We start from the raw sequence: 21,395 nt of genomic DNA on the forward strand, positions 1-21,395 counted from the left end.
ATAGAGGGCGAAAGCAATGGAGCCTGGAATGGACAAGACCGCGAGCGGCTGGCTGAACGGATTCGTCGGCGTGCTGATCTTCTCAGGCTCGCTGCCGGCAACGCGGGTGGCCGTGGCCGATTTCGATCCGATATTCCTGACCTCGGCCCGCGCCGCGATTGCCGGACTGCTCGGTCTCGCCATGCTGATGCTTTTTCGGCAGAAGCGCCCGGAGCGCAGCGATTTTCTGTCGCTGGTCATCGTGGCGCTTGGCGTGGTTGTCGGCTTTCCCTTGCTGACAGCGCTGGCGCTTAAGCACGTCACCTCCGCCCACTCCATCATCTTCGTCGGCCTGCTGCCGCTGGCCACCGCGATCTTCGGCGTGCTGCGCGGTGGCGAGCGTCCGCGCCCGGCCTTCTGGCTGTTCTCCTGCATCGGCAGCGCGCTTGTCGGCGGTTTTGCCTTCTCCCAAGGCGTAACAGCATCACCGATCGGCGACGGCTTGATGCTGGCTGCCATCATCGTCTGCGGGCTGGGCTATGCCGAGGGGGCGGCATTGTCGCGCAGGCTGGGCGGCTGGCAGGTGATCTGCTGGGCGCTGGCGATCTCGCTGCCGATCATGCTGGTGCTGACCTTTGCGACGCTGCCGTCGTCCTTCGCCGGCGTCGGCTCCGGCGCCTGGGCGGGTCTCGCCTATGTCTCGCTGTTCAGCATGCTGATCGGCTTCGTGTTCTGGTACCGCGGCCTCGCCCAAGGCGGCATCGCTGCCGTCGGGCAGTTGCAGCTACTGCAGCCCTTTTTCGGCCTGGCGCTGGCAGCGACGCTGCTGCACGAACAGGTCAGCCCGCTGATGATTGTCGTCACGCTCGGCGTGGTGGCCTGCGTGTTCGGGGCGAAGAAATTTGCGCGCTAGGAGTTTGGTGGTGGAGGGCGACTCCGCCCTAGAACTTCGTCACCACCCCAATGCCAATCCCCTCGAACCCGCCCATCGCCATCAGCGCCGCAGGCGCCTCATCAAGGCTGATCTTCTTGCCGACCAGCAGTTCGGGCTTGAGCTTGCCGGTGCGGATCATTTCCATCATTGCGGGGTAGCGATGGGCCTGCATGCCGTGGCTGCCGAGGATTTCGAGCTCGAAGGCAATCACCTTGTCCATCGGCACCTGTGGCCGGGCATGCTCGCCCAGCATCAGGCCAACCTGCACATGGCGGCCACGCCGGCGCAGATTGGAAATCGAGTTGAACGACGTCGTGGGGTGGCCGAGCGCGTCCATCGACATGTGTGCGCCGCCATTGGTGATCTGCTTGACCGCCTTGACGACATTCGGCGTGTTCGAGGCATTGATGGTCGCCACGGCGCCGATCTTTTTGGCGAACTCCAGCTTCTCGTCGGTAAGGTCGATGGCAATGACATTGGCGCCCATGGAACTGGCGATCATGATCGCCGACAGGCCGACGCCGCCGCAGCCATGCACCGCCACCCATTCGCCCGGCGTCACCCGGCCCTGGTCGACAATGGCGCGAAACGAGGTGACGAAGCGGCAGCCGAGGCTGGCGGCGGTGGCGAATTCCATCTCCTCGGGCAGCCGCACGAGATTGGTGTCGGCATGTTCGATGGCGACATATTCGGCAAACGAGCCCCAGGCGGTGAAGCCTGGCTGCGTTTGATGCTCGCAGACCTGGTGGTTGCCGGAGGTGCATTCGAAACAGCGGCCGCAGCCGACGCAGAACGGCACGGTGACGCGTTCGCCGGCCTTCCAGCGGGTCACCCGCTTGCCGACGGCTACGACAATGCCGGCCAGTTCGTGACCGGGAACATGCGGCAGGGTGATGCCGTCATCATGGCCCATCCAGCCATGCCAGTCGCTGCGGCACAGCCCCGTCGCCTCGACCTTGATGACGACGCCATCGGCGGCCGGTTTCGGATCCGGCACGGTCAGGATTCTCGGCGTCTCACCGAATTTTTCGAAGACGACGGCTTTCATCGGCAACTCTCCGTGCTCTGCTCGGGCATTGTGAGCCTATTCGGCATCTATCTGATTCTCCGGCGCCGCCTTCTGAAAGGCCGGCAGCGCCATGCAGGCGGCGTGGATGCGGGAGATCTCGGGGTAGGGTGTCAGGTCGACGCCGAAGCGGGCGTTGCTGGCGATCTGGGCGACCAGGCAGATGTCGGCGAGGCCCGGTGCGTCGCCATGGCAAAATGTGCCGGTCTCATCCGATGAAGCCAGAATCTTTTCAAGCGGCTGGAAGCCTTCGTTCACCCAGTGGCGAAACCAGTGGATGACATCCTGGTCGCCGGCGCCGAACAAAGTGCGCAGCGAGGTCAGCACGCGCAGATTGTTCACCGGGTGGATGTCGCAGGCGATCATCTGCGCCAGCATTCGCACGCGCGCCCGGCCGAGCGCGTCCTTCGGCAGCAGCGGCGGATCGGGATGGGTCTCGTCGAGATATTCGATGATCGCCAGCGACTGCGTCAAAAGCGTGCCGTCGCCCAGGATCAGCGCCGGCACCAGCCCCTGCGGATTGACCGCCAGGTAAGCCGGCTCCAGATGATCGCCATGACGCAGATGATGCGGCACGTAATCGTAGGTCAGGCCCTTCATCTCGAGCGCAATGCGTGCGCGATAGGAGGTGGAAGAGCGGTAGTAGTTGTGGAGGACGAGGTCGCTCATCGGATCACGGCTTGTCGGTGGAATTTTGGCCGATCGAATCTTGGCCGACAGTGATCTCGATGGTGCCGATGCCGTCGACACCGCCGGTCATCGTCTGACCCGGCGCTACCGCGCCGACGCCGGCCGGCGTGCCGGTGAAGATCAGGTCGCCCGGTTGTAGTACAACCGCACTGCTGCAGATCGAAACGATATCGGCAATCGGCCAGATCAGTTCGGCGAGGTCCCCATCCTGCTTCACCGCGCCGTCGACGGCGAGCCAGATGCGGCCCTTTTGCGGATGGCCGGATTTGGCGGCCGGCACCAGCGGACCACAGGGCGCCGAGCGGTCGAAGGCCTTGGACCAATCCCAGGGCCGCGCTGCTTTCTTGGCCTCGTCCTGCAGGTCGCGGCGGGTGAGGTCGATACCGACGCCGTAGCCCCAGACATGGTCGAGCGCCTGCGCGCGAGGAATGCGGAAGCCGGCCTTGCCGACCGCCGCGACCAGCTCGATCTCGTGGTGCAGGTTCTTGGTCAGCGGCGGGTAGGGGATCGTGGTGCCGGAATCGACCACCGCATCGGCCGGCTTGGTGAAGAAGAAGGGCGGGTCGCGCTCGTCATTGCCGAGTTCGCGGGCGTGCGCGGCGTAGTTACGGCCGACGCAGAAGATGCGGCGCACCGCAAAGCGCTCGGCCGAGCCTTCTATGGCGACCGATGGTGTTGCGGGCAGGGGAAGGACGAAGTCTGTCATGCGCGGGTCTCTGCTTGGGATCTTGACGGCACATTTGACCGATTTGAACCGCCGAGCAAGGCATCAGCGTCCGCAAAAGCATCGGCTGCGCCTTGATGGTCTGATAAAGTCGGCTTCGCCTCCGGGGGTTAAGATGGCGATAGACTATTTGCCAATAAGCTGCCCATACCAGCGGGAGTATCCTGCCCAGGGAGGACTGAAACGAACACCATGACCGCATTGAACGATCGCGCCCGGTTTCTGATCATCGACGACCATCCGTTGTTTCGCGAGGCGCTGCACAGCGCCGTGCAGATGGCGTACCCGGAAGTCGACACGGTGGAGGCGCGCTCGATCGCCGAAGCGCTCGATCTCTTGGGTGGGATAAAACCGTTCGATCTGGCGCTGCTCGATCTCAACATGCCCGACGTTCATGGCTTCGACGGCTTGCTGCAGCTCAGGACCCGCCATCCGCGACTGCCGGTGGTTGTCGTCTCGGGCTATGAGGAGCCGAAGATCATTTCAGAGGCACTGTCCTATGGTGCGGCCGGCTTCATCCCGAAGTCAGCGCGCAAGAGCGATCTCGCCGCCGCCATCCGCTCGGTGATGGAAGGCGCGATCTATGTGCCGGAGACATATGAGGGACAGCCGCCCGACGCCGACAGCGCCGACCGCGCCGACATGGTGCAGCGGCTGGCGAAACTGACGCCGCAGCAGCTGCGGGTGCTGCAGATGCTGCGCCAGGGCCTGCTCAACAAGCAGATCGCCTACGAGCTGCAGGTCGGCGAGACCACGGTGAAGGCGCACGTCTCGGAGATCCTGCGCAAACTAAACGTCTACAGCCGCACGCAAGCGGTGATCGAGGTGTCGAAGCTGGACAATGCGGAGTTGTTCAGGGATCAGGCGGGGTTTTGATCTTTACCCTCCCCCTTGTGGGGAGGGTCGATCCGCGAAGCGGAGCGGGGTGGGGGAGCTTGGCGCTGCACCCCGCCCCGGCGCTGCGCGCCGACCCTCCCCATCGAGGGGAGGGTATGGGGCTCAAGCCAGCAAATGCGCCAGCAGCGCCCTTAGCTGCGCCGGTTTCAGCGGCTTGCGCATCAGTTCGATGCCGGCGGCGCGGGCTGCTTTGGCGACGGCCTCCGATCCGTCGGCGGTGACAATCAACGCCGGCACGGCGCGGCCGAGATAGTCGCGCACTTCGGCTATTGTTGCGGTGCCGAGGTCGCCGTCGTCGAGATGCTGGTCGGCAATGACGATGTCGGGCACCCAGTCGGTGTCGCCGAGCAGGCTGAGCGCATCCTCGGTCGAGGTCGCGGCACGCACCAGGCACTGCCAGCGCTCGAGCAGGAAGGTCATCGCCTGCAACACATCGGCGTCGTTTTCGACCAGCAGCACCTTGGTGCCGAACAGGCCGTAGCCGCGCGGCCGCTCCATCTCGGCAAGGCTGGCGATGGCGTCGGCGCTGGCGCCGATGCCGACCGGCACATCGATGTGGAAGATGGTGCCGCGCCCGACTTTCGACGAAAACGTCACGGGGTGGCCGAGCGCGGCGGCCATGCGCCGCACGATGGCAAGGCCCAGCCCCAGCCCGCCGCCGGAAATTCCGGTATCGGCCGGAATGGCGGAGCCGCGATGGAATTCCTCGAACACCGCCTCGCGCTGGTCGTCGGGAATGCCGCAGCCGGTGTCGGCGACATCGATGCGGATGGTGTCGCCGCGATGCCTGGTGCCGACCAGCACGCCGCCCCAGCGGGTATAGCGCAGCGCATTGGACAGGATGTTCTGCAGGATGCGGCGCAAAAGCGTGCGGTCCGAACGCACCACGGCGCTGACCGGGCGGAATTTCAGTGTCAGCCCCTTCAGCTTGGCAACCGGCTTGAAATCCGAGCGCAGCGACGAAAACAGCGTCTCCAGATTGACATCGCCGATGTCGGGCTGGACCACGCCGGCGTCGAGCTTGGAAATGTCGAGCAGCGTGCGCAACAGGTCTTCCATCGTCTCCAGCGAGCGCTCGACCTGACGGACGAGTTTCTTGCCCTCGTCGCTGGTCTGCACTTCGGCCAGTGCCGAGACCGAGAGGTGGGCGGCGTTCAGCGGCTGCAGCACGTCATGGCTGGCGGCGGCCAGGAACCTGGTCTTGGACAGGTTTGCCAGCTCGGCGTTTTCCTTGGCGGCGCTGAGGTCGATGTTCGACTGTTCGAGCCGGCGCAAGGTCGAGTGCAGTTCCTCGGTGCGGATGCGCACCCGGTTTTCAAGTGAAATCGCGGTCTGGAACAGCGAGAAGGCATTGCCTTGCTGGTCCATCGAGCGCTCGACGCGGCTGACCAGAGCGGCGTTGATCTTCTTCAGCCTGTCGACGTCGTCGATGTCCCTGAGCGGCATGGGCTATTCCGCCGCCTGGCGTTCGCCGAAGGCGATGCCGGTGAAGGTTTGGTTCAGATGCATCGAGCGGTACTGTTCGCCATAGGTGCCGAAGCCGATGACATTGTTGACCCGGTAGAGCTCCGAAATGTCGCGGAACACCTGGCGGTTGCGCGCATCGAGCCGGCGCAGCACGCAATCGAAGCCGAGGATCATGTCGATGCCGCCGAGCCGTTGCTCGACGTCGCGCAGTGCGGCGCGCGTGGATTCCACCATGTCCTTGGGCTGGGCGATGGACAGCACGACGCCGTCGTCTATGGCGCAGAAGAATGACAGCGAGCCGTCGGGATGCATCTTCTGGATCGAGCGGCAGTAAAATTCGCCACCCACTTTCACCACCACCGGGTGCGAAGCGAAGCTCATCGGCGTCAGGTTCTGCGCAACGATGCCGACCGAGGCTGCATATTCCTCAGCCGCGTTGGTGGCGTTGAATTCGCGCACGGTGCGGTGGTCCGGATCGGATGCCGTCACCACCAGCTTCTCGTCGGTTGGGATGAAATTGTCGGTCTTGAAGACATGGAACGGGATCTCGGTTGATATCAGCACAATGATGGCGCTGTCGGACGCAACCTTGCCGTTCGAAATCAGCCTGGTGGTTTCGAATTTCAAATCGTCGCCCGCCGAACCGCCGATCAGCGGGATGTCGTCCAGCCCCCAATGGATGGCCGAGGTTACAGCTTCCTCGGCAAAGGACAGGCCGTCGATGAAGCAGAGCGCGAAGGTGCTTTTGGCATGGCAACTGCCGGTGCGTCCGCGCAGCAACCGCCGCAAGCCCTCGACTTCATCAGTGATCCTGTCCATTCCCGACGAGGAGAGATTGTCGACCATGGTGCTGACCGCCGAAAACGACGCGGAGGGAAAGAGCAGCGCCAGCACATGGCCTTCCTCCAGGCCCTGGGGGGTGATCTCGCCGGCGGTCGAGCAAGCGGCGTAGGCCAGCGTCGGCGCGTGGGTCTTCAGCCCTTGCGAAAGGACGCTCGCGTCAAACAAGCTCTGGGAGAAGAACAGCAGGGCAAAGCCGGCATCGATGGCTGCGGCCTCGACGGCGACCGCCAGGGCGAATGCATCGGCGTCGGGCTCGTCGGTGGTGAGCGCCGACAAACCGGATGCATAGCTCGTCCGTGAACTGGCCAGAGGCTTCCTCCCGATATCCTCCGACGCTTCCTGCGCGCGCCCGTTTTATGTCTCTCGGCGCGCTGGCGTCGAGGGCATTGTTGCCCCCTATCCGCGCTTTGGCAATGGGGCGGACAGGCCCGTGATTTTCGTTTCTCCATGACCGAAAGTACAATGAGCGCCGTGTGTTTTTTGCGCTTTGTGCAGTGTACCAATAGCGCATGGCCGAGCGCCAAAGCCGCATCGGCAGCATGACTACCAAGGTCATACCCAGGGAGGATGCATGTCGGACGTTTCGTTTGTCGTGAACGGAAAACGGATCAGCGGCGCTGCCGAGGACCGAACGCTTCTGGTTCATTTCCTGCGCGAAAATCTTGGTCTCACCGGAACGCATGTCGGTTGTGACACCTCTCAATGCGGCGCCTGCGTCGTGCATGTCGACGGCAGGGCAGTGAAGTCCTGTTCGATGCTGGCCGTGCAGGCCTCCGGGTCGACCGTGGTGACGATCGAGGGGCTTGCCAATGGCGGCGACCTGCATCCGATGCAGGCCGCGTTCAAGGAACATCATGGGCTGCAATGCGGCTTCTGCACGCCGGGCATGATCATGACCGCGACCGACATGGTCGCGCGCCATCCCGAAGGCCTCGACGAGGCGACGGTGCGCGCCGAGCTCGAAGGCAACATCTGCCGCTGCACCGGCTACCACAACATCGTCAAGGCGATCCTCGCCGCATCGCAGACGATGGCGAAGGTGCCGAAGGGCAGGGCGAAACAGGCAGCTTAGGGGATAGGTGGTAGGCAATAGGGAGTAGGGCAAAACGGCGATACGACACCGCGTGCTCTTTCCCTACTGCCGAACTCCCTACTGCCTATTCCCTTAAATTCCGGAGGAATTCCTATGGGCATTGAAGGTATCGGCGCTCGGGTCGTGCGCAAGGAAGACAAACGCTTCATCACCGGCGCCGGCCGCTATGTCGAGGACATGGTGGTTCCCGGCATGAAGCATGCCGCTTTCGTGCGCAGCCCGCACGCGCATGCTCAGATCAAGAAGATCGACGTCAGACGAGCGCAGGCGATGCCCGGCGTCATCGGCGTCTTGACCGGCAAGGAGCTCAAGGCCGACGGCATCGGCAACCTGATCTGCGGCTGGATGATCCATTCCAAGGACGGCTCGCCGATGAAGATGGGCGCGTGGTCGCCGCTGGCGGTCGACAAGGTGCGCTATGTCGGCGATGCGGTCGTCATCGTGGTGGCGGAAACCAAGGGCCAGGCCCGCGACGCGGCCGAAGCGGTCGAGATCACCTACAAGGAATTGAAGGCGGTGGTCGATGCCACCAAGGCGCTGCAAAAAGGTGCGCCGCAGGTCCATGCCGATGCCGAGGACAATCTGATCTTCGACTGGGAGATCGGCGACGCCAAGGCGACCGACGCGGCGATCCAGGCGGCGGCCCATGTCACCCGCATGAAGATCGTCAACAACCGGCTGGTTCCCAACGCCATGGAGCCGCGCGCGGCCCTTGGCCATTACGACAAAGCCGAGGACCATTTTACCTGCTGGACGACGTCGCAGAACCCGCATGTCGCGCGGCTGGTGATGAGCGCCTTCTACAATGTCGCACCGGAAAACAAGCTGCGCGTCATTGCGCCCGATGTGGGCGGCGGCTTCGGCTCGAAGATCTACATCTATCCCGAAGAGATCGTCTGCCTGTGGGCGTCGAAGAAGACCGGCGTGCCGGTCAAATGGGTTGCCGACCGCACCGAAAGCTTTCTCACCGACGCGCATGGCCGCGACCATGTCTCGACGGTCGAAATGGCGTTCGACAAGAACAACCGGATCACCGGCTTCAAGGTAGACACCATCGCCAATCTCGGCGCCTACATGTCGCTGTTCTCGTCTTGCGTGCCGACCTATCTCTACGCGACGCTGCTGTCGGGCCAGTACAACATCCCGACGATCCACGCCAATGTGCGCACCGTCTACACCAACACGGCACCCGTCGACGCCTATCGCGGGGCAGGGCGGCCGGAAGCCACGTATCTGCTCGAACGGACAATGGAGACGGCCGCACGCGAACTCGGCGTGTCTCCGGCGGAGCTTCGGCGTATCAATTTCATCACCGAGTTTCCGCACCAGACGCCGGTCATCATGAATTATGACGCCGGCGATTATGGCGCTTCGCTCGATGCGGCGACAAAGGCGTCCGACTATGCCGGCTTTGCCCAACGCAAGGCTGCCGCCGCCAACCAAGGCAGGCTGCGCGGCATCGGCATGAGCTGTTACATCGAGGCCTGCGGCATCGCGCCGTCGGCGGCGGTCGGCTCGCTCGGCGCCGGCGTCGGCCTGTGGGAATCGGCCGAAGTGCGGGTCAATGCCGTCGGCACGATCGAGGTGCTGACCGGCTCGCACAGCCATGGCCAGGGCCATGAGACGACCTTCGCGCAACTCGTCAACCAGCGTTTTGGCGTGCCACTGGACTCGGTCTCGATCGTCCATGGAGATACCGACAAGGTGCAGATGGGTATGGGCACCTACGGCTCGCGCTCGGGCGCGGTCGGCATGTCGGCAATCGCCAAGGCGCTCGACAAGGTCGAGGCCAAGGCCAAGAAAATCGCCGCCCATCTGCTCGAAGCCGACGAGGGCGACATCGTCATCGAGAATGGCGAGGTCAAGGTCGCCGGCACCGACAAGAGCCTGCCCTGGTTCCAGGTGGCGCTTGCCGCCTACACCGCTCACAATCTGCCGGCAGGCATGGAGCCGGGACTGAAGGAAACCGCCTTCTACGATCCGGCGAACTTCACTTTCCCGGCCGGCTGCTACATCTGCGAGGTCGAGATCGATCCGGAAACCGGCACGACCGAGATCGTCCAGTTCGTCGCCGCGGACGATTTCGGCAACATCATCAACCCGATGATCGTCGAGGGCCAGGTGCATGGCGGCATCGCCCAGGGCATCGGCCAGGCGCTGCTGGAAGGCGCTCACTATGACGATAGCGGGCAGCTTTTGACGGCGAGCTACATGGACTACACCATGCCCCGCGCGGACGACCTGCCGTCATTCAAGGTGTCGACCTCGAACACGCCGTGTCCGAGCAATCCGCTCGGCATCAAGGGCTGTGGCGAGGCCGGCGCCATCGGCTCGCCGCCAGCGGTCATCAACGCCATCACCGACGCTTTGGGGATTGTGGACATCGCCATGCCGGCCTCGCCGTCGACGGTGTGGGCGGCGATTAGGGCGAAGAAATGAGTGAGTAGGGAGTAGTGAGTAGGGAATGGGCATTACCGGAGATGACAGCGTCCCTATTCCCTATTCCCTACTCACTACTGCCTAACCACTTCAGGGGAGGATCCCATGTACGCAGTCAACTACCACCGCGCCGCCTCGGTCGCCGACGCCGCCAAGCTGGTGAAGAGCGGCGACGCCAGGCTTTTGTCAGGCGGCATGACGCTGATCCCGGCGATGAAGACGCGGCTCGCCGCACCGTCCGACCTGATCGACCTGTCGCGGATCAGGGAGCTGCAAGGCGTCAAGGTGTCGGGCAAGACCGTCACCATCGGCGCCGCCACAACCCATTACGACGTCGCCAATGACGAGAAGCTGCGGAAGGCCTGTCCGGCGCTTGCGCATCTGGCGTCGCTGATTGGCGATCCGGCGGTGCGCCACAAGGGCACGATCGGCGGCTCGGTCGCCAACAACGACCCAGCCGCCGATTATCCGGCGGCGCTCTTGGCGCTGGGCGCCACCATCGTCACCAACAAGCGCGAGATTTCAGCCGCGAAATTCTTCACCGGCCTGTTCGAAACGGCGCTGAAAGAAGGCGAGATCATCACCGCGGTGAGTTTTACCGCGCCGGCCAAGGCTGCTTACGAAAAATTCCGCAACCCGGCCTCGCGCTATGCGATCGTCGGCGTGTTCGTGGCCAAGGGCAAGGACGGGGTCAGCGTTGCCGTTACCGGTGCCGGCGATGACGGCGTGTTCCGCTCGAAGGAGATCGAAGCCGCACTGGCGAAAAATTTTGCCGCATCGGCGCTCGACGGCGTGAAAGTGCCGGCGAAGAATTTGATGACCGACCTCCACGCTTCGGCCGAATACCGTGCCAATTTGATCGCCGTGATGGCCAAGCGCGCGGTGGCGGCAGCCAACGCCTGACATCATAAAGCTACTGACAAGGAAAGGGGCCATCGCGGCCCCTTTGTTCGTCTGCGGCGGGCTGTAACTGCCCAGTCCTTGCGGGTTCGCTGCCACGCGCAAATCCGTTGTTTCAGGTAATTCCCGTGCAAGAACAGGCGCATACTTCCCAAGGGACTGCCCAGCCCCATTCTCGCACTTGCACAATCTGATATTGCACTGCAATATGTATAGCTTGGCGGAACACGGGGTGGATTCTGCGCGCGGCGGTGTGAGCTGCGCCAAGATCTTGCGTCGTAGAGGATCGGCATGGCCGACATCTCCGCAGCGTCTGTTGCCCTGCCGCGGGCCACAGCCGACAAAGCAGCCAGAGCAAGACTGGCCTATCTCGATGGCTGGCGCGGGCTTTCGATCGCACTGGTGCTGATCGGCCATTTCTTCCCCGTTCCCGGGATCAATCTCGGCGTGCTCGGCGTCGAGTTCTTCTTCGTGCTCTCAGGCCGGCTGATGGGCGAGATACTGTTCATCGAACGCTTTCCGCTGAAAAAATTCTTCAAGCGCCGCTTTTCGCGCATCTATCCCGCGCTGCTGGTGTTCGTGACATCAGCCATGATCGGGCTCTCCGGCACCTTTATCGGCTTCAAATGGAAGGCGGCGCTGACGGCGCTGACATTCACCTACAACTATGCCGGAATTCTCATCACCCGCGCCGGCGCGCTCGACCACATCTGGTCGCTATGCGTGGAAGAGCATGCCTACATCATCCTGGCGCTGATCAGCGTGGTGGTGACCGGGCGGGGTAATGTCGTTCGGCTGCTGGTGACGCTGTCGCTGCTGGCGATGGCCAATGGCGCCATTTCGTACTGGGCACTCGGCATGGATTACGAGCACAGCTATTGGCGCACCGATGTGCATATCGCCTCGATCCTGCTGTCGGCATCGATCTGCCTGCTCAAGCACGATGACCGGCTGCCGGCATTCCTGAAGAGCCCCTATGTCAGCCTCGTGTCGGCGGCGGCGGCTATATTGCTGTTCCTCGATCCGGTGCCGACGCCGATCCATTACCTACTGGCGGTGCCGTTGCTGGCGCTTGCCGTCAATACGCTGGACACCAGCAGCCGGCACCTGACCGGCCTGCTATCGTCCAGGCCGATGGTGATGATCGGGCTGTGGTCATACTCGCTCTATCTCTGGCAACAGCCCTTCTACAAATTCGTCGCCGAGCAGGGCAGTGCGCCGATCCCGATGCTGGCGGCTGTCTTCGCCTGTGCACTATGCAGCTACTATCTGGTCGAGAAGCCCGCGCGGGCCTGGCTGAACCGGAATTGGTGAGGGCTACGGACTCCTAATCTTATGCCGCCGTGGCGATCTGCTTGCCGATCATCAGCCAGCGACCCATCAGCCGGCGATCTCCTTGAGGTAGTAGCGCACCGCCTTCTTGCCGCCATGGATCACCGCGTCACCGACCTCGGCAAAGCCAAGCGCCGCATGGAAGGCGTCCGAAGCCGGATTGGGCGGTTCGACATTGACCTCGCAGGTGACGATGCTGTGGCCCGCGCGGGCGACTTCCCCGAACAGATCCTCGTAGAGCCGGCGGGCATGGCCGCGGCCGCGCGCTTGCGCCGCGACGACGACGCGGTCGACATAGACGAAGCGTGGATAGCGCTCGCGGAACCAGAGGAAATTCGGGCTGTCGTAGGCCGCATTCTGGTCGAAGGTCATGATGAAGGCTTCGAGCGTGCCGATGCGCCTGACGTAAAACGCTTCGCCAAGCAGGAAAGACAGCCGTTCGGGCTCGAGCCATGACAGTTCGGCGGCGTGCTCATTGTTGAGTGCGAGGATGGCCGCTTCGTCCTGAGGCGAGACACGGCTGATCGGCGACGGCCCAGTCACGGCTTCGCTCATCATGCTCTGGCCGCCGCAATCGTCGCGGCAACCAGCGCCCCATCGGTGACTGTGGTGCGGTATTCGCGGTCCAGATCGCCGCCGCCCATGCCGACTTGCGGGTTGCGGTAGGCCATGGCGCTCGGTACGTCCTTGAGCGCGGCGAAATGCAGTTCCGTCAGCCCGGTTGATGCCAGCACCCCGGCGATGTTTTCGGGGTCCAGCGCGCCGCAGCCGAGGATGATGATGCGGCCGTCGGCCTGGCGGACGAGATCCGCCAACAGGCCGGCGCCTTCCACCGCGGTGTCCCTCTGGCCGCTGGTCAGCACGCGGCCGACCTTGCAGCGGATCAGCGCTTCCAGCGCCTCGGCCGGGTCGCGCGTCATGTCGAAGGCGCGGTGGCAGGTGACGGCGAGCGGACCGGCGGCATCGACCAGCGCGCCCATGCGGGTTTCATCGATGGTGCCGTCGGCATTGAGGCAACCGACGACGACACCGGCGACGCCGAGGTCACGAAGCGCTGCGACATCGGCGAGCATCGAGCTGTATTCGGCCTCGCTGTAGAGGAAATCGCCGCCGCGCGGCCGCACGATGACATGGAAGGGAATGGTCGCGCTCTCGAGTGCGGCGCGCACCGTGCCGAGGCTGGGCGTGATGCCGCCTTCGACCAGGCTGGCGCAGAGCTCGACCCGGTCGGCGCCGGCGGCCTGCGCGGCCAGCAGTCCATCGATGCCTTCGACGCAGATTTCGATCAGGGGGCGAGCATTTCCTGCCAAGGGGCGATCCTTCATGATTGCATGACGGCCAGCCCTAGCATCGGCTCGGTTGGTGGGGAAGCCGGAACAGCCAGTCGCTGCTTGGGCCAGCCCGGCAACCCTGCCTAGGTCCGTAGCGAGAGATCTATTGTTTCTGCAGCACCGTGTTCTTGGCGCCTTGTTCGACCTGGTCGATGACCAGCAGCTTGACCGGGGCGTCGCCGATGTTGGTGGCCTGGTGCCATTGGCCGATCATCTCGATGATGAAATCGCCCGTCTTGTAGGTGTTGCTGTTGCCGGTCTCGACATTCGTCACTTTGAGTGTCCCGGCCTCGACATAGGCGTAGCGGGCAAACGGGTGCTTGTGCACCGGCAGAGTGGCGCCGACCGCAATGTCATAGGTTGAAACCAGGACCTGGACATTTTTCTGCGGCAGCACGATCGGCTGACCGGACGCCGTCTGGCTGCGATCGGCAAGCGGTGTGACGACAACCGGCGGGATGGTACTGTCCAGCGCCCGAGCGGGGTTTGCAGATAGCGCTGCCGCGAACAGCAGCATCGATGCCAGGATCTTTCGCATGGTTCCTCCAGGTTTTACCGCCACCGCGCGGCGCGACGCCAAAGTTCTAACTCTCGTCAGTTACTGGAGACACAACGTCATCCGCCGGTGCCGTCGTCCATCATCGTATTCGTGAGCGCTTCATAGATGTTGCTGCATACCTGAGACCGCGGACAGTGTTTTACGATGAATGCCGGCACGACAGTCAGTGCGGCGGCGATCAGGATTTGCAGGAAGAGAGGAGCAGGCTCGAAGCGTTTGCCAAGCAAGGCTCGGCAAGCGAAGTAGAGACTTTGAGCCAGGCATGCCGAGACAAGGACATGCAACAGCGTGCTCGTTGCTCGGGCATAGGGCGTTATGTATCCGTCGGGAAAGCCGACCATGCCGAGGTCGACGAGCCACTGCAGAGCCAGAACGCAGGACAGGCATGCCCACAGAAAGAGCGCCACGCGGATGGCCGGGATTTTGCTGCGATCAACGCTCATATGCAATCGAAGCACAACTGCGTGCTGCCTTCCAGAGCGGCTGCTGCGTGGCTTGGAGTATCGCCTATTTCAGAGTGCGCAGCGTGATCGAATAGCGGTGCCCGGCGACCGGCGGAATGCTGTGCTCCCACTCGTGGCGCGCCGGACCGCACATGAGATAGAGGGACCTCGGTTCGACCTCGATCGTCTCGCGATCCCATTTCGAGCCTTTTTTGCGGCGCAGCCGAAAGCTGCAGGGCGCCAGCAGCGAGACGCCGGCGACGAGATCGAAATGCGGCTTATCGCGATGCCAACCTATGCCCGCGCCCGGCCGATACTCGTTGATGAGCACTTGCGCGAATTCCGTGGCCTGCCTGCCGGCAAAATCCGCGACCTTGTCGCGAAGCGGCAGCAGGAATTTCGGGATGGGCGGCGCTTCGACGACCTGTCGCCGGTCGTAGTCGTAGCGCCAGCCGAAGCCGGCGACCAGCCGGTTGGCAATATGGCCATGGAAATCGAACGGCTTGAAGGACAGTTCATTGAGGTGACGGACCAGTTCCGCCTCTTCGTCCGTTGTGATCAGGCTAGGCCGGTAAGAAAATCCTTCCGGCAGCGTGTCGGCCGCGCCGAAGAGATCGCCCTGGCTGGCATACGCTGTTGTACTGGATTTCGTCTGTGACATCTGACGGAGAGATAGGAAGCCTCGCGGCCCGGGCAAGATTTTCGGCGTTGTGGTGCGCCTCCCTGACGGAACCTCCGCATCGTTGCGGCATTACGCATTTTCGAAGCAGGATTTGGGGCGAAGCAAGATTTTGGGACGAAGCGGGATTTTCGACATGCCGTCCACTGCCATCCGCAACACCCACTACGACCCGTCGACGAAAATCCTCTCGGTCTGGTTCGTCCCGAGCGGAGCCCGCTACGACTACGAGGAGGTCGAGCCCGAGACCTACGCGGCGTTCCGCGCCGCCTTCTCGAAAGGGCAATTTTTCAACGAGTTCATACGCGATCGCTACCGGTTTCACCTGGTTGAAGAAGGACGCCGGCGCGTGACTGGATCCTGAAGGCGCTACGAGAACTCGCGGCGCAGGGATAGTTTTCGGGCTGGGAAGACCAGGGACCCAGGCAGCTATAGGCCCGCCACGTGCGAGCGGAATGCCAAACAGACGACCGCATGGCCTCATCAAAGCCCTGTTCAACTCCTCAATCCGTGGTAAGGTGATTATACCAGTCAATAACATGACGATCGGCGCGGCCGTCGTTTAAAGCGGGAGTAGGGATAGATGACGACGATTGCGCTGCTCGGTGCCGGCGGCAAAATGGGTTACCGCCTGTCGACCAATTTTCGCGGATCGCCCTATACGGTACGCCATGTCGAGGTCAGCGAGGCCGGCCGCGAGCGGCTGAAGACCGGACTGGGCTTCGACGCGGTCAGTGCCGATGCGGCGCTCGACGGGGCGGATATCGTCATCCTGGCCGTTCCCGACACGCATATCGGAAAGGTGGCGGCTGATATCGAGAGCAAGCTCGCGCCTGGCACGATGGTGATAGTGCTCGACGCGGCCGCACCCTTCGCCGGCCATCTGCCCAACCGGCCGGACCTGACCTATTTCGTCACCCATCCCTGTCATCCGCCGATCTTCAACGACGAGACCGACATGGCGGCCAAGAAGGATTATTTTGGCGGCGTCAAGGCCAAGCAGCATATGGTCAGCGCGCTGATGCAGGGGCCGGAAGCGGACTACGCCAAGGGCGAGGCGGTCGCGAAAATCATCTGGGCGCCGGTCATGCGCTCGCACCGTGTCACCGTCGAACAGATGGCGCTGCTGGAGCCCGGTCTATCGGAGACGGTGTGCGCGTCACTGCTTGTCGTCATGAAGGAAGCCGTCGACGAGGTCGTCGCGCGTGGCGTCGACCAACAGGCGGCGCTCGATTTCCTGCTCGGCCACATGAACGTGCTCGGCGCCGTCATTTTCGGCGAGACCAAGGGTGTGTTTTCCGACGCTTGCAACAAGGCGATCGAGTTCGGCAAGCCGGTGCTGATGCGCGACGACTGGAAGCGGGTGTTCGAGCCGGAAGAGATCGCCGCGAGCATTCGGCGCATTACCTGAGACAGGCCGAGTCGGGCGCTGGCCGGAGTGCCTCGATCGCTCGACACACCCGCCGTGACAGCCAGATCTTTTTGCTCAGCGGCACATGTCACCTCAATTAGTGATTGACTCATCATACCAGTTGGCTTAGCTGTTCTTGGCTCGGATCCACAAGGTTTCGCAGGGAGTTCGAGCCTGGACGGGTGGAGGGGTGGGGGAGCAACGACCGTTTGGGAAACCGGCAACGGCATTCAGCCTGAACCAATCGGCGGCCCGCGTTGCGCGACGAATTCGAATGCAGAGGCCTTGATCGATCAAGGCAATTTTTTCAAACGGGAGGACATCATGAAACTCACACGCAGAATGACACTTGCGGCGTTCGCCGGCATGCTGGCGCTTGGCACGGCGGTGCCCGCCTATGCGGCCGACCTCATTGCCATCATCACGCCCTCGCATGACAATCCGTTCTTCAAGGCGGAAGCCGTCGGCGCCGAAGCCAAGGCCAAGGAACTCGGCTACGAAGCGCTGGTGCTCGTCCATGACGACGATGCCAACAAGCAGTCCGAATTGATCGACACGGCGATCGGTCGCGGCGCCAAGGCGATCATCCTCGACAATGCCGGCGCCGACGCCACCGTCGCTGCCGTGCAGAAGGCCAAGGACGCGGGCGTGCCGTCGTTCCTGATCGATCGCGAGATCAACGCCACCGGCGTCGCCGTGGCTCAGATCGTCTCCAACAACTACCAGGGCGCCCAGCTCGGCGCGCAGGAGTTCGTCAAGCTGATGGGCGAGAAGGGCAATTTCGTCGAACTGGTCGGCAAGGAATCCGACACCAATGCCGGCATCCGCTCGAAGGGCTATCATGACGTCATCGACGATTATCCGGATCTGAAGATGGTCGCCCAGCAATCGGCAAACTGGAGCCAGACGGAAGCCTATTCCAAGATGGAATCGATCCTGCAGGCCAACCCGGATATCAAGGGCGTCATCTCCGGCAATGACACGATGGCGATGGGCGCCTATGCGGCGCTGGTCGCGGCAAACCGCAAGGACGTCATCGTCGTCGGCTTCGACGGATCGAACGACGTGCGCGACTCCATCGCCGCGGGCGGCATCAAGGCAACCGTGCTGCAGCCGGCTTATGCGCAGGCGCAGATGGCGGTCGAGCAGGCCAACGACTTCATCAAGAACAAGAAGTCGCCGGCCAAGGAAAAGCAGCTGATGGACTGCGTTCTGGTCAATGGTGACAATGCTGCCAAGCTGGAAACGTTTGCGCTGACCAACTGAGCCGGCGTGACATGAACAGCGAGGGGCGACCCAAGGGTCGTCCCTCGTCGGCATTTTCCGTGGGTATTGATCACATGCTCAACAAGCCATCATGCTGAACAACAAGCCGACCTGGCCGATCCTTGCCGTGATACTCGGCATCAGCTTGACCGCCTGCAAGATCCTCCCGACCCCTTCGGGGGGCAGCGGCAATGCCGCCGTCTTCAATCCGGACAAGATGGTCGAGGAGATCTGGGCCGCGAAGGTCGTGCCTTACCTCCAGCAGAAGGCCGGGCCGTTTGCCGAGGTCCACGCTCTGGCGAAAACCGATCCTGCTTCCGCTGGCGCCAAATATGGCAATCCGAACAAGCAGGCGAATTCGCCATGGACCTTCGCGGTTCGCGTCGAGGGCAAGATCATCGCAGCCAACACGACGTCACGCGCGGCAACGATGGATATCGATGTCGACGGCGACGGCAAGGCCGATGCGCGTGTGCAAATCGGACCGGCGATGCGGGGAACCGCGTTGCGCGACAGTCTCGATTTCATCCAGTTCAACGATTTTACCAACCAGATCGACTTCGCCCAGTTCGGCAAGGCGTTCAACGCCTATGCCGTCAAGGCCGTGCTTGCCAAACTGCCGCGTGACGCGCTGGAAGGCCGGACCGCCAAGGTTCTCGGCGCCTATACGCTCGAGAGCGGCCAGGACCTGCCGCTGGTGACGCCGGCGGAGGCAGAAATCGGGCCGAAGCCATGAGCGCTGCGGTTGCTCACGATGTCGTCTTGAAGCTGGAGGACGTCTCCAAGGTCTATTCCGGCACCGTCGCGGTCAAGCGCGCGAATTTCGAGGTGCGCAGGGGCGCCGTCAATGTGCTGGTCGGCGAAAACGGCGCCGGCAAATCGACGCTGATGAAGATTATCGCCGGCGTCGAACAGCCGACGCTCGGCCGGATCCTCCTGGAAGGGGAGGAGGTCTCCTTCTCGTCATCGGGCGACGCGGTGAACCGCGGCATCGGCATGGTGTTCCAAGAGCTGAACCTGTTCGGCAATATGACCGTCGCCGAGAACATCTTCGCCACGCGCGAGATCACCAACCGGTTTCGCAAGATCGACCGCAAGGAGCAGGAGCGCCGTGCGGCCCAATTTCTCGAACGCCTGCAGGCCGGGATAAGGCCCGACATGCTGGTCGAGGATCTGCGCATCGGCCAGCAGCAGCTGGTCGAGATCGCCAAGGCGGTTTCGCTCGATGCACGCATCCTGATCATGGACGAGCCGACCTCGGCGCTGAGTGCGGCGGAAGTCGAGATCCTGTTCAAGGTGATCGCCGACCTCAAGGCGCGCGGCGTGGCCATCGTCTACATCTCGCACCGGCTGGAAGAACTGATCCGCATCGGCGACTACATCACCGTGCTGCGCGATGGACACATCACCGGCCAGGAAGAGATGAAAAACGTCGACACGCGGTGGATCGTGCGGCAGATGATCGGCTCCGACGCCAAGGATTTCGCCAAGGCCGACGGCCATGTTCCCGGCGAAGAGATATTCCGCGCCGAGGACATCTGCCTGCCGCGGGCTACCGGGGGGCTGGCGGTCGATCACGTCTCGCTGTCGCTGCGCGCCGGCGAGATACTCGGCATATACGGCCTGATGGGCGCCGGGCGAAGCGAGCTGTTCGACTGCATCATGGGCCGCCATGGCCAGGCGACCGGCGCGATCTTCATCGCCGGCAAGAAGGTCAAGGAGCGGGACACGACGCGGCGCATCCGGCGCGGGCTGGCGCTGATCCCCGAAGACCGCCAACGCGAAGGGCTGGTGTCGATCCTCTCCGTCGCCAGCAATCTGACGCTGGCCAGCCTGTCGCGCTTTGTCCGCCTGTTCCACATCAGTGGCGGCCAGGAGAAGCAGGCGGTGACGCAGATGGTGCGGGAACTGGCGATCAAGGTTGCCGACCCGGCGCAGGAGGTCTCGTCGCTGTCGGGCGGCAACCAGCAAAAGGTGGTGATCGGCAAGGCGCTGCTCACCGGGCCGAAGGTGCTGCTGATGGACGAGCCGAGCCGTGGCATCGATGTCGGCGCCAAGGCCGACGTCTTCGGCACCATGCGCAAACTGTCGCGCGATGGGCTCGGTATTCTGTTCGCCACCTCCGATCTCGGTGAGGTGATGGCGCTGTCCGACCGGATCGCGGTGATGAGCAATGGAAAACTGACCGGCATGTTCGATCGCGCCGAGGCGACGGAGGCAGCCCTTGTCGCCGCCTCGGCACTTGGCCACGGACCGGCCCCGCACACGGAGAACCCATGACTGACATCCCGGCCAAGGCGGCTGTCTCCTCCGTTTCGAGCGGCTCGCTGCTGCTGACGCTGATGAAGGCGAGGACCTTCATCGCGCTGATCGCCGTCTTGATCTTCTTCTCGATCGCGGCGCCGAATTTCCTGTCGACCGCCAACCTGATCCTGATGTCGAAACATGTGGCGCTGAACGCCTTCCTCGCTATGGGCATGACCTTCGTCATCGTCACCGGCGGCATCGACCTGTCGGTCGGCTCGATCGTCGGCCTGTGCGGCATGGTCGCCGGCTACCTCGTGCTGAACGGAATCGACCTGCAATTCGGCTACACAATCTATTTCAATGTCGTCGAGATCGCCCTAATCACGCTGGCGGTCGGCATATTGATCGGCGCCGTCAACGGATTGCTGATCACCAGGTTGAATGTCGCGCCGTTCATCGCCACGCTCGGCGTGCTCTATGTCGCGCGGGGCCTGGCGTTGCTGTCGTCGGACGGCCGCACCTTCCCCAACCTCGTCGGCAAGCCGGAGCTTGGCACCACCGGGTTTGGTTTCCTCGGCGCCGGGCGGCTGCTCGGCCTGCCGGTGGCGATCTGGATCCTGATCGTCGTTGCGCTGGCGGCGGCATATCTCGCCAAATACACGCCGCTCGGCCGCCACATCTTCGCCGTCGGCGGCAATGAACGGGCGTCGCGAATTTCGGGCGTTCGTGTCAACGTGGTGAAAATGTTCGTCTACATGTTCTCCGGCTTTTGCGCGGCGATCGTCGGTTTGATCATCTCGTCCGAACTGATGGCCTCGCACCCGGCAACGGGCGAAAGTTTCGAACTCAACGCCATCGCGGCGGCAGTGCTCGGCGGCACCTCGATGTCAGGTGGGCGCGGCACGATCGGCGGCACCATTGTCGGCGCCTTCGTCATCGGCATTCTTTCGGACGGGTTGGTGATGATGGGCGTGAGTTCCTTCTGGCAGATGGTGATCAAGGGCCTTGTCATCATCGTCGCCGTCGTCGTCGACCAGGCGCAGCGCCGGCTGCAGAGCCGGGTGACGTTGATGCAGATGGCAAAGGCAGGCTGAG

General features: G+C 63.1%; 22 protein-coding genes. 12 read left to right on the forward strand and 10 right to left on the reverse strand.

Features of this window, described 5'->3' with window-relative positions:
- The first annotated feature begins 28 nt into the window (after positions 1 to 28).
- Positions 29 to 892, forward strand: coding sequence for a DMT family transporter (locus tag NKI35_RS14680; RefSeq protein ID WP_023833809.1), 864 nt, complete (start codon positions 29 to 31; stop codon positions 890 to 892).
- Positions 893 to 920: 28 nt separating this feature from the next.
- Here the strand turns inward: NKI35_RS14680 and NKI35_RS14685 are convergent, their stop codons facing one another.
- Genes NKI35_RS14685 through NKI35_RS14695 form a run of 3 tightly spaced genes read right to left on the reverse strand, consistent with a single transcriptional unit; the run spans position 921 to position 3,375 of the window.
- Positions 921 to 1,961, reverse strand: a complete 1,041-nt coding sequence (locus NKI35_RS14685) for a zinc-dependent alcohol dehydrogenase family protein (RefSeq protein ID WP_352740580.1) — start codon at positions 1,959 to 1,961, stop codon at positions 921 to 923.
- Between the two features lie 36 nt (positions 1,962 to 1,997).
- Positions 1,998 to 2,648 (reverse strand): maleylacetoacetate isomerase, encoded by a 651-nt coding sequence (gene maiA / locus NKI35_RS14690; protein WP_023691062.1) that lies wholly within the window; start codon positions 2,646 to 2,648, stop codon positions 1,998 to 2,000.
- Between the two features lie 4 nt (positions 2,649 to 2,652).
- Positions 2,653 to 3,375, reverse strand: coding sequence for a fumarylacetoacetate hydrolase family protein (locus NKI35_RS14695; protein ID WP_352740583.1), 723 nt, complete (start codon positions 3,373 to 3,375; stop codon positions 2,653 to 2,655).
- A gap of 210 nt (positions 3,376 to 3,585) precedes the next feature.
- On the opposite strand from NKI35_RS14695, the gene NKI35_RS14700 reads away from it, so the two are divergent.
- On the forward strand, positions 3,586 to 4,269 hold the full coding sequence (locus tag NKI35_RS14700; protein WP_352740585.1) for a response regulator: 684 nt from the start codon (positions 3,586 to 3,588) through the stop codon (positions 4,267 to 4,269).
- Between the two features lie 123 nt (positions 4,270 to 4,392).
- On the opposite strand, the gene NKI35_RS14705 is transcribed toward NKI35_RS14700, so the two are convergent.
- Together NKI35_RS14705 and NKI35_RS14710 are read right to left on the reverse strand one after the other, a co-directional pair.
- Positions 4,393 to 5,736, reverse strand: coding sequence for a hybrid sensor histidine kinase/response regulator (locus NKI35_RS14705; protein WP_352740587.1), 1,344 nt, complete (start codon positions 5,734 to 5,736; stop codon positions 4,393 to 4,395).
- 3 nt (positions 5,737 to 5,739) lie between these two features.
- Entirely contained in the window at positions 5,740 to 6,876 is a 1,137-nt protein-coding gene (locus tag NKI35_RS14710; RefSeq protein ID WP_352740589.1) for an FIST N-terminal domain-containing protein, read from the reverse strand.
- Between the two features lie 295 nt (positions 6,877 to 7,171).
- On the opposite strand from NKI35_RS14710, the gene NKI35_RS14715 reads away from it, so the two are divergent.
- From NKI35_RS14715 to NKI35_RS14730, 4 genes are all read left to right on the forward strand, one after another.
- Positions 7,172 to 7,672: a (2Fe-2S)-binding protein gene (locus tag NKI35_RS14715; RefSeq protein ID WP_352536952.1), complete on the forward strand. Its 501-nt coding sequence runs from the start codon at positions 7,172 to 7,174 to the stop codon at positions 7,670 to 7,672.
- 114 nt (positions 7,673 to 7,786) lie between these two features.
- A complete protein-coding gene (locus tag NKI35_RS14720; protein ID WP_352740592.1) occupies positions 7,787 to 10,132 on the forward strand; it encodes a xanthine dehydrogenase family protein molybdopterin-binding subunit in 2,346 nt (781 codons plus the stop codon).
- A gap of 105 nt (positions 10,133 to 10,237) precedes the next feature.
- Positions 10,238 to 11,035, forward strand: coding sequence for an FAD binding domain-containing protein (locus NKI35_RS14725; protein ID WP_023739056.1), 798 nt, complete (start codon positions 10,238 to 10,240; stop codon positions 11,033 to 11,035).
- Positions 11,036 to 11,323: 288 nt separating this feature from the next.
- Positions 11,324 to 12,346: an acyltransferase family protein gene (locus tag NKI35_RS14730; RefSeq protein WP_023739055.1), complete on the forward strand. Its 1,023-nt coding sequence runs from the start codon at positions 11,324 to 11,326 to the stop codon at positions 12,344 to 12,346.
- A 66-nt stretch (positions 12,347 to 12,412) separates the two neighbouring features.
- Here the strand turns inward: NKI35_RS14730 and NKI35_RS14735 are convergent, their stop codons facing one another.
- From NKI35_RS14735 to NKI35_RS14755, 5 genes are all read right to left on the reverse strand, one after another.
- Positions 12,413 to 12,919 (reverse strand): GNAT family N-acetyltransferase, encoded by a 507-nt coding sequence (locus tag NKI35_RS14735; RefSeq protein WP_023741532.1) that lies wholly within the window; start codon positions 12,917 to 12,919, stop codon positions 12,413 to 12,415.
- Positions 12,919 to 13,689: a copper homeostasis protein CutC gene (locus tag NKI35_RS14740; RefSeq protein ID WP_488377191.1), complete on the reverse strand. Its 771-nt coding sequence runs from the start codon at positions 13,687 to 13,689 to the stop codon at positions 12,919 to 12,921. Before NKI35_RS14740 ends, NKI35_RS14735 begins: the two co-directional genes overlap by 1 nt.
- A gap of 109 nt (positions 13,690 to 13,798) precedes the next feature.
- Entirely contained in the window at positions 13,799 to 14,233 is a 435-nt protein-coding gene (locus NKI35_RS14745; protein ID WP_352499603.1) for a cupin domain-containing protein, read from the reverse strand.
- 77 nt (positions 14,234 to 14,310) lie between these two features.
- Entirely contained in the window at positions 14,311 to 14,697 is a 387-nt protein-coding gene (locus NKI35_RS14750; protein WP_352740595.1) for a hypothetical protein, read from the reverse strand.
- Between the two features lie 64 nt (positions 14,698 to 14,761).
- On the reverse strand, positions 14,762 to 15,358 hold the full coding sequence (locus NKI35_RS14755) for an alpha-ketoglutarate-dependent dioxygenase AlkB (protein WP_352740597.1): 597 nt from the start codon (positions 15,356 to 15,358) through the stop codon (positions 14,762 to 14,764).
- 154 nt (positions 15,359 to 15,512) lie between these two features.
- Between NKI35_RS14755 and NKI35_RS14760 the strand changes: the two genes are divergently transcribed.
- The 6 genes from NKI35_RS14760 to NKI35_RS14785 all read left to right on the forward strand — a co-directional run bounded on the left by NKI35_RS14760 (position 15,513) and on the right by NKI35_RS14785 (position 21,394).
- Complete coding sequence (locus NKI35_RS14760) at positions 15,513 to 15,740, forward strand: KTSC domain-containing protein (RefSeq protein WP_023681706.1); 228 nt, start codon at positions 15,513 to 15,515, stop codon at positions 15,738 to 15,740.
- Between the two features lie 219 nt (positions 15,741 to 15,959).
- On the forward strand, positions 15,960 to 16,787 hold the full coding sequence (locus NKI35_RS14765) for a phosphogluconate dehydrogenase C-terminal domain-containing protein (protein ID WP_023681705.1): 828 nt from the start codon (positions 15,960 to 15,962) through the stop codon (positions 16,785 to 16,787).
- Between the two features lie 324 nt (positions 16,788 to 17,111).
- Entirely contained in the window at positions 17,112 to 18,053 is a 942-nt protein-coding gene (locus NKI35_RS14770) for a D-ribose ABC transporter substrate-binding protein (protein ID WP_352740599.1), read from the forward strand.
- Positions 18,054 to 18,144: 91 nt separating this feature from the next.
- Positions 18,145 to 18,789 carry a DUF2291 family protein gene (locus tag NKI35_RS14775; RefSeq protein ID WP_352740601.1) on the forward strand — a complete coding sequence of 215 codons (645 nt, stop codon included), beginning with the start codon at positions 18,145 to 18,147 and terminating at the stop codon, positions 18,787 to 18,789.
- Positions 18,786 to 20,333: a sugar ABC transporter ATP-binding protein gene (locus NKI35_RS14780; RefSeq protein ID WP_352740603.1), complete on the forward strand. Its 1,548-nt coding sequence runs from the start codon at positions 18,786 to 18,788 to the stop codon at positions 20,331 to 20,333. The genes NKI35_RS14775 and NKI35_RS14780 overlap by 4 nt, the downstream gene beginning before the upstream one ends.
- Positions 20,330 to 21,394: an ABC transporter permease gene (locus tag NKI35_RS14785; protein ID WP_023751565.1), complete on the forward strand. Its 1,065-nt coding sequence runs from the start codon at positions 20,330 to 20,332 to the stop codon at positions 21,392 to 21,394. Before NKI35_RS14780 ends, NKI35_RS14785 begins: the two co-directional genes overlap by 4 nt.
- Position 21,395 lies beyond the last annotated feature (1 nt).

Source organism: Mesorhizobium sp. M0676 (assembly GCF_040320535.1).
Classification (GTDB): Bacteria; Pseudomonadota; Alphaproteobacteria; order Rhizobiales; family Rhizobiaceae; genus Mesorhizobium.